At 71.2% G+C, this 7455-nt stretch carries 10 protein-coding genes; 4 read left to right on the top strand and 6 right to left on the bottom strand.

Annotated features, from left to right (window positions below; genetic code table 11):
• The first annotated feature begins 153 nt into the window (after positions 1-153).
• Positions 154-507 carry a hypothetical protein gene (locus ACYVGD_RS13250; RefSeq protein ID WP_460744246.1) on the top strand — a complete coding sequence of 118 codons (354 nt, stop codon included), beginning with the start codon at positions 154-156 and terminating at the stop codon, positions 505-507.
• On the opposite strand, the gene galE is transcribed toward ACYVGD_RS13250, so the two are convergent.
• Positions 495-1514: a UDP-glucose 4-epimerase GalE gene (gene galE, locus ACYVGD_RS13245; RefSeq protein ID WP_460744245.1), complete on the bottom strand. Its 1020-nt coding sequence runs from the start codon at positions 1512-1514 to the stop codon at positions 495-497. The genes ACYVGD_RS13250 and galE overlap by 13 nt on opposite strands.
• A 53-nt stretch (positions 1515-1567) precedes the next feature.
• On the opposite strand from galE, the gene ACYVGD_RS13240 reads away from it, so the two are divergent.
• Entirely contained in the window at positions 1568-2071 is a 504-nt protein-coding gene (locus tag ACYVGD_RS13240) for a hypothetical protein (protein WP_460744244.1), read from the top strand.
• 43 nt (positions 2072-2114) lie between these two features.
• Here ACYVGD_RS13240 and ACYVGD_RS13235 read toward each other — a convergent pair whose 3' ends face one another.
• On the bottom strand, positions 2115-2306 hold the full coding sequence (locus ACYVGD_RS13235) for a hypothetical protein (RefSeq protein ID WP_460744243.1): 192 nt from the start codon (positions 2304-2306) through the stop codon (positions 2115-2117).
• A gap of 108 nt (positions 2307-2414) precedes the next feature.
• Between ACYVGD_RS13235 and ACYVGD_RS13230 the strand changes: the two genes are divergently transcribed.
• Positions 2415-3254, top strand: coding sequence for an EamA family transporter (locus ACYVGD_RS13230; RefSeq protein WP_460744242.1), 840 nt, complete (start codon positions 2415-2417; stop codon positions 3252-3254).
• On the opposite strand, the gene ACYVGD_RS13225 is transcribed toward ACYVGD_RS13230, so the two are convergent.
• Complete coding sequence (locus tag ACYVGD_RS13225) at positions 3251-4111, bottom strand: HhH-GPD family protein (protein ID WP_460744241.1); 861 nt, start codon at positions 4109-4111, stop codon at positions 3251-3253. The genes ACYVGD_RS13230 and ACYVGD_RS13225 overlap by 4 nt on opposite strands.
• Before the next feature lie 85 nt (positions 4112-4196).
• Between ACYVGD_RS13225 and ACYVGD_RS13220 the strand changes: the two genes are divergently transcribed.
• Complete coding sequence (locus ACYVGD_RS13220) at positions 4197-4682, top strand: hypothetical protein (RefSeq protein WP_460744240.1); 486 nt, start codon at positions 4197-4199, stop codon at positions 4680-4682.
• Positions 4683-4688: 6 nt separating this feature from the next.
• Here the strand turns inward: ACYVGD_RS13220 and disA are convergent, their stop codons facing one another.
• Genes disA through ACYVGD_RS13205 form a run of 3 tightly spaced genes read right to left on the bottom strand, consistent with a single transcriptional unit; the run spans position 4689 to position 7423 of the window.
• Positions 4689-5726, bottom strand: a complete 1038-nt coding sequence (disA, locus tag ACYVGD_RS13215) for a DNA integrity scanning diadenylate cyclase DisA (protein ID WP_460744239.1) — start codon at positions 5724-5726, stop codon at positions 4689-4691.
• Between the two features lie 31 nt (positions 5727-5757).
• The gene (radA, locus tag ACYVGD_RS13210; RefSeq protein WP_460744238.1) at positions 5758-7185 is read right to left on the bottom strand and encodes a DNA repair protein RadA; all 1428 of its coding nucleotides are present in this window, start codon (positions 7183-7185) and stop codon (positions 5758-5760) included.
• Positions 7186-7195: 10 nt separating this feature from the next.
• Positions 7196-7423 (bottom strand): arsenate-mycothiol transferase ArsC, encoded by a 228-nt coding sequence (locus ACYVGD_RS13205; RefSeq protein WP_460744237.1) that lies wholly within the window; start codon positions 7421-7423, stop codon positions 7196-7198.
• Positions 7424-7455: the final 32 nt, after the last annotated feature.

Here is a 7455-nt window from a genome sequence, read left to right as displayed (position 1 = left end):
CCGAGCGTTTGCGTGATCTACTACCGGCCTAGACCATCAGGTGTTGCGAGGACCGCAAGAATCCACCATGGTCCGCCGGGGCCCCGTGTCATGTCCAGGAGGCCGCCAAAAAGCACTGGAGCGGTCGGGAGGCGCTCCGTACAGTTGCGCCCCATGGACGACCAGGACATCACGTGGTTCGACCACGTCCGAGCCCATGACGGCGAGCACGTCGGCTACATCGCGATGACCGCCGACGGCGCGTTCGTGCCCCATGACCTGCTGTGGCGCCCCCGCGGGGAGGCCGGGGAGCTCGACGCCGCGGAAACCCTGCTCGACGAGATCGGGCTGTCGGTGATGGCCGAGACCTACCTGCTCGAGGGGGTCGCCACCCCGGTGCGCATCACCGAGCTCACCCGCGATGAGGTCAGCCTGGGGCCAGTCATGACCGACGACCCCGGCGACATCGACCTCACCCGGACCCGGCGGCTGCCGCTGCCGACTGACCGGCTCGGTCAGCCCCGGTAGCCGTCGGGGTTGGCCGACTGCCACGCCCAGTGGTCGCGGCACATCGTCGCCAGGTCGCGCTCGGCCACCCACCCGAGCTCGTCGCGGGCGCGGGAGGCGTCGGCGTACGACGTCGCGATGTCACCCGGACGGCGCGGACCGATGACGGCGGGGATCTCTTGCCCGGACGCGTCGCGGAACGCCTGCACGACCTCCAGCACCGACGAGCCGCGGCCCGTGCCGAGGTTCCACACCTTGAACCCGGGGCTGCCGTGGATCACGCCGAGGGCACGCAGGTGGCCTTCGGCGAGGTCCATGACGTGCAGGTAGTCGCGTACGCCCGTGCCGTCGGGGGTGTCGTAGTCGTCGCCGAAGACGTTGACGTGCTCGCGGCGACCGGCGGCGACCTGGGCGACGTAGGGGACCAGGTTGTTCGGGATGCCCAGCGGATCCTCTCCGATGCGGCCGGACTCGTGGGCGCCGATCGGGTTGAAGTAGCGCAGCGCGGCGAACGACCAACCACCTGGACCGGCGGCGGTGTTGTCGAGGATCTGCTCGACCATCAGCTTCGTGGCGCCGTAGGGGTTCGTCGTGCCCTGCGGCGAGTCCTCCCGGAAGGGGGGAGTGGCGCGGTCGCCGTAGACGGTCGCCGACGACGAGAACACCAGGGTGCGGCAGCCGTGGCGCTCCATCGCCTGTAGCAGCTCGATCGACCCCGCGACGTTGTTGTCGAAGTACATCAGCGGCTTCTCCACCGACTCACCGACGGCCTTGAGGCCAGCGAAGTGGATGACGGCGTCGGGCGAGAAGGCGCCGAACGCCTCGTCCAGGTCGCTCGGCGTACGGATGTCGCCCTTCTGCGCCGTCAGCCCGGCGTCTTCGCCCACGAGGCCGCGTACGCGCTCGAGGGATGTGAGGCTGGAGTTGGAGAGGTTGTCGACGACATGGACGACGTGCCCCTCCTCGAGGAGGCGGAGGACGGTGTGGGATCCGATGTAGCCGGCACCGCCGGTGACGAGAACGCGCATGGCCCCCATCGTGGCAGACAGGCATGTGCACGCGGGATGGCTAGGCTGTGACAATGAGCACCGCCGTAGCGATCGAGGACACCGACCGGCTGCGGCGCCTCCTCGGGTGGGCCTGCGCGGCCGTCGCCTCCGTGCTCGCGGCCGTCGCCCTCGGCCTCGCGGTGAGCACGCTGGTCTACTCGTTGCGCTCAGGGGAGGCCAACGGCGAAGTCATCGCCCTCGAGGAGGTCCGCGACGAGGCCGGGCAGGTCAAGGCGCCCGCCGAATATCGCCTCGTCATCGAATATCCCGATCACAACGGTCAGTTCCGACGGTTCACCGAGGCGACGACGACCACCGAGCCCCCCGCCATCGGCTCGGAGGTGAAGGTCCTGTTCGACCGTCGCCGCCCCGCCAACGCGCGGCTGGAGGACCTGACGCTGCTCTACCACCCGGCGGTGGTCGCCGGCGCATGGGCGCTCGGCGTCGGTGTTGTCGCCGAGGGTCTCGTACGCGGGTCCCGAGCCCGCACCCGCAACGAGCCCGGCCAGAGCCCGGGGGCCGGCACCCCGAGCTGAATGTCGGGAGGGTCAGGACGAATTCGGGCCGAATTCGTCCTGCTCAGCAGTTGGGGCCGGTGCAGCTCTTCGGGAAATTGACCAGGTATTCACCGAGCTTGTCCTCGCGTAGCGCCTTGGCCATCTCGGCCATCTGCTTCTCGTCGACCTCGGCGATCGCCTGGTCGCCGGCCCAGCCGAAGCCGACCATCGGCGCCTGCATCGACACGATGTCGGAGCTCTGGAGGATGCGCATCGAGAGGGCTGTCCGGCGGATCTCCTCGTCGGTCAGACCCGCAATTCACTGTGGCGTCGTACAGAATCGTTCGTCACTCGGTCTCGGTCATCCCGTTACATTGTCCCAATGACCTCGCCCGCCAGGACCCCCGACAGTGGGGTGCTCCTCGTCACCGTCTCCATCCTGTCGGTCCAGGTGGGCGCCGCCGTGGCCAAGGGCCTTTTCGGGGTCATCTCTCCCACGGCGATGGTGTGGTTGCGCCTGCTGACGTCGACGCTGGTGCTGCTCGCCTGGGCCCGACCGCGCCTGCGTGGGCGTACGCCCACCGACTGGGCCGTGGTGTCGGCGTTCGGCCTGTCTCTGGTCACCATGAATTGGGCGATCTACCTGAGCTTCTCGCGGATTCCGCTGGGAATGGCGGTGACGATCGAATTCCTCGGGCCGCTGGCGATCGCGGTCATCGGGTCGAGACGTGCCCGCGACTTCCTGTGGGTGCTCCTGGCCGCCATCGGTGTGGCGCTCCTGGGGTTCACGCCCTCGCGATTCGACCTGGTGGGCGTCGCGTACGCCCTGCTGGCGGGTGTGGCGTGGGCCGCGTACATCCTGCTGTCGGGACACACCGGCAAGCGGTGGGAGGGCCTCAGCGGGTTGTCGCTGGCGAGCCTCGTCGCCGTGGCCGTCATCACCGGGCCCGCGCTGGCGGTCGGCGGCTCGTCCCTGTGGCAGCCGCACGTGCTCGCCATCGGGGCGGCGGTGGGCCTGCTGTCGTCGGTGATCCCGTACTCGCTGGAGATCACCGCGCTGCGCACGATGCCGTCGAAGGTCTTCGGGATCCTCATGTCGCTCGAGCCCGCCGCCGCCGCACTCGCGGGGCTCGTCCTGATCGGGGAGAGGCTCTCGTGGGTCGAGGTCGCCGCCATGGCCTGCGTGGTCGTCGCCAGCGTCGGTGCGACCCGGAGCGCCTAGGGGAGGGCGTACGCGTCGCCGCGGCGGACCACCAGCCCGTCGTGGAGCAGGGATGCCAGGCACCGGTTGCGCCGGTCTGCGTCGTCCCAGACGGCTGTGAGCGCCGTGGCGTCGACCGGGCCGTCCGCCTCGCGCAGCACGGCCAGGAGTCGTCCGCGAACCTGCCGGTCGGTGCCGGCATACGTCTGGCCGCGGCGCGGCGGGCCGTCGTGGGCGGGCCGCCCGGCGGCCACCCACGCGCAGGAGTCGAGGACGGGGCAGTCGACGCACCGCGGTGATCGTGCCGTGCAGACCAGCGCGCCGAGCTCCATCGAGGCGGCCGCCCACAGGTGGGCGTCGGTCTGCGGCAGCAGATCGGCGGCGAGCCTGCGTTCTGCAGCCGTCGGGGAGGCACCCGGGAACTCCCGCCCCTGCAGCGTCCGCGCCAGGACGCGGCGCACGTTCGTGTCGAGCACGACGTGCCGCCCCTGATGGGCGAAGCTGGCGATCGCGGCCGCCGTGTAGTCGCCGACGCCCGGCAACGCGAGCAGGTCCTCGTACGCCGCGGGCACCTCGCCGTCGTGGCGCTCGACGATCTCCGTGGCCGCGGCATGCAGCCGCAGCGCGCGACGGGGGTAGCCGAGCCGGCCCCATGCCCGCACGGCCTCACCGGGCGCTTCCGCGGCGAGCGCCGCCGGTGTCGGCCAGCGCCGGAGCCAGGCCGCCCACGGCTCGAGGACCCGTGCGACGGGCGTCTGCTGGAGCATGAACTCGCTGACCATCACGCCCCAGGCGGAGCAGTCGCGGGCTCGCCAGGGAAGGTCGCGGGCGTGGTGGGCGTACCACTCGATCACGCGCGGGGTCAGGTCATCGGGCACGGGCTGACTCTAGGTGGCGCGAAGTGTGACCCGCGTACGGCGTGGCGGACACCACAGTGAATTGAATTTCCCTAGCCTTGGTGCTATGAGCGGAATCCTGCATCCTGTGGGGCCGGAGAGTACCGGCACCTACTGGATGAGGCGCGTCCTCGTGCTGGCGACGCTGGTAGGCGTGCTGGTGGTCGTGGGCATGTCGGTGGCGTCCCTCGCCAACGCGGTACGCCCCGCTCAGGCTCCCACCTCGGCACCGGTGGTGACCCCCACCCCGACCGCCGAGGCGCCCGCGCCCGTCGACGTGCCCGGCACCGCGGAGACCTCGGGGCGGGCGACGCCTGCACCCGCGGCTACCCCGCGAGCCACATCTGCTCCGGCCGCCACGCCTGCTCGGTCCACCACCCCTGTTCCGGCCAATACGGCTGCTCCCGCCACCGCCTCGACGCAGCCGTCCCCCGCCGCGACGCCTCCGGGCGCGACGCCTCCCGCGGTGGCGGCGACCACGACACCGCCGGCGGGCAGTCAGCCGAGGAGCGCCGACGTGCCGACGGGTCTGCCGCACACCGGTCGCGTCTGACCGACGTCAGTCGACACGGTCGACGTATGCGGCCTCGGCCAGACGGGTCAGACCCTCGCGGACCATCCGGGCACGTCCCCCGCCGACGCCATCGACTTCTTGGAGCTCTTGGGTGCTGGCGCCGAACAGCGCCTGCAGCGAGCCGAAGTGGTCGATGAGCCGGGCGGCGACGGTTCCGGGAAGTCGGTTGATCGTCGACAGCTGCCGCAGGCCGCGGGGCGTGATGCGGGCGTCGAGGGCCTCGGTGAAGCCAATAGCGCGGGCCACGAGGACGGGGTCGACCAGCTCCTCGTCGGGCAGGTCGCGCAGCGGTGCCAGCGAGAACGAGTCGTCACCCTCGGGCCTGTAGTCGTTCTCGAGCAGCTCGGGCAGGTCGGCGAAGCCGACCTGCACCTCGAACAGCTGGAGCTGCAGGAGGCGTCCGTCGGAGCCGAGCTCGGTCGCGTACGCCTCGGTCTCGGCCGCCAGCCGACGCACCATCTCGAGCCGCTGGGAGACCACCACGAAGTCGCGGACGGTCACCTGGTCGTGGACCTCGAGGGTGTTGAGGCGGCTGGTCATCTCGGTGAGGCGCACCTGATAGCGCTCCAGCGTCTGGAGCGCCAGGTTGGCCCGTGCCAGGATCGCGGGGGACTGCTCGATGAGGTAGCGCTGATCGCCGAGGAAGATCTGGATGGTGTTCATCGACGCAGACACCGTCACCACGGGCACGCCGCACTGCTGGGCGACGCGGTGGGCGGTGCGGTGGCGCGTGCCGGTCTCGATCGTCTCGAGCGACGGGTCGGGCACCAGATGTACGCCGGCCATCAGGATGCGTTCGCAGTCGTTGTCGAGGATGATCGCGCCGTCCATCTTCGCCAGCTCGCGCAGCGCGGTGGCGGTGAACGGGACGTCGATGGTGAAGCCGCCGGTCGTGATGCCCTGGACCTGTCGGTTGGTTCCCATCACGATCAATGCGCCGGTGCGCCCGCGGAGGATGCGTTCGAGCCCGGATCGCAGCGGGGTGCCCGGGGCGAGCTGGGCGCGGTATCGGCGGACGGGCACGGGTCTCCTCGGTCGATCGGTCCTGTCGATCCTACGCCTCGTCACCCGGGCGCGGGGCCCGGTCGCGGTGCTCCTTGGCGGCGAGCGCCTCGAACAGCGCGTGGTTGAGGGTGCCGACCTCGACGACGCGCATGCCCTTCACCGCGCGGCGGCGGCCCTCGGTGCCGCGCTCGGCGGGGACGATGGCGGTGTCGAAGCCCAGCCGGGCGGCCTCGGCGATGCGTCGTTCGAGGCCAGGCACCCGGCGCAGCTCGCCGGCCAGGCCGACCTCGCCGATCGCCACCAGACGCCGGTTGCCCTCGACGCCGGTCGCCGTGCGCTCCAGCGCCGCGGAGGCGAGCGCGATCGCCGCAGGCAGGTCGACAGCCGGGTCGGTCACCTTCGCGCCGCCGACCGTGGACACGTAGGCGTCCTTGTTGCCGAGCGCGATGTTGGCTCGCCGCTGGAGCACGGCCGTCACCATCGCGATGCGGTTCGACTCGACGCCGTGAGTCGTGCGCTTCGGCGACTGGAGCGCGCTCGGGGCGACCAACGCTTGGATCTCGGCCAGCAGCGGTCGGCGCCCCTCCATCGTCACCGTCACGCACGTTCCCGTGACGGGTTCGGTGTGGTGGCTCGTGAAGAGCCCCGACGGGTCGGGGACCTCGACGATCCCGTGCTCGGCCATCTCGAAGCAGCCGACCTCGTCGGCGGGGCCGAAGCGGTTTTTGGTGGCGCGCACCATGCGGAAGCCCGAGTGGCGGTCGCCCTCGAAGTTGAGCACGACGTCGACGAGGTGTTCCATCGTGCGCGGCCCGGCGATGTTGCCGTCCTTGGTGACGTGGCCGACGATGATGACCGCCATCCCCCGAAGCTTGGCGACGCGGACGATGGCGGCCGTGGTCTCGCGCACCTGGGAGACACCACCCGGTGAGCCCTCGGCCTCGGCGGTCGACACCGTCTGGATCGAGTCGATCACGCACAGGCTGGGGGAGATGTCTTCTATGTGGCCAAGGATCGTGCCGAGGTCTGACTCGGCGGCGAGGTAGAGCTCGTCGGCGAGCGCCTCGGTGCGTGTCGCGCGCAGCCGCACCTGGGCGGCGGACTCTTCACCCGACACATAGAGGGTGCGTCGCTCCCCGCGGGCCCAGCGCGCGGCGACCTCGAGCAGGAGCGTCGACTTGCCGACGCCCGGCTCGCCCGCCAGCAGGCACACCGCGCCCGGCACGAGGCCGCCGCCGAGCACGCGGTCGAGCTCGCCGACGCCCGTCAGGTCTCGGCTGGCCGCGGTTGCGCTGACCTCGGCGATCGGCACGGCCCTCGTCACCGGCGCGGCCGCCCTCACCTCGTGGACTCGCGGCGCCCCCTGCTCGGCCACGCTGCCCCACGTCTGGCACTCGCCGCAGCGGCCCACCCAGCGCGCCGTCTGCCAGCCGCACTCGGTGCACGCGTACGCGGCCTTCGTCGATGACTTCCCCATGGCGTCGACCCTAGGTGAGCCGTCCGACAATTCCCGGACACCGGGCGGACGTGTGGCCCGTCACGTAGGGTGTGTCCATGCGTTCGAAGGCACTGCCGTTCCTCGGCCTCGTCGGGTCGACGGGCTGGCCCACGAGTGCATGGGTGCCCGCGCTGGTGACCTCGACGGAGTCACCGAGGTAGCGCTGCAGCAGCAGGTGTCCGGCCGGGGACCGGCAGATGTTGCCGGTGCAGACCACCAAGATGCGAAACGGGGCGGACTTGACGGGCG

This window comes from Mariniluteicoccus endophyticus, assembly GCF_054780035.1.
This window is presented reverse-complemented; position numbering and strand designations above follow the sequence as displayed.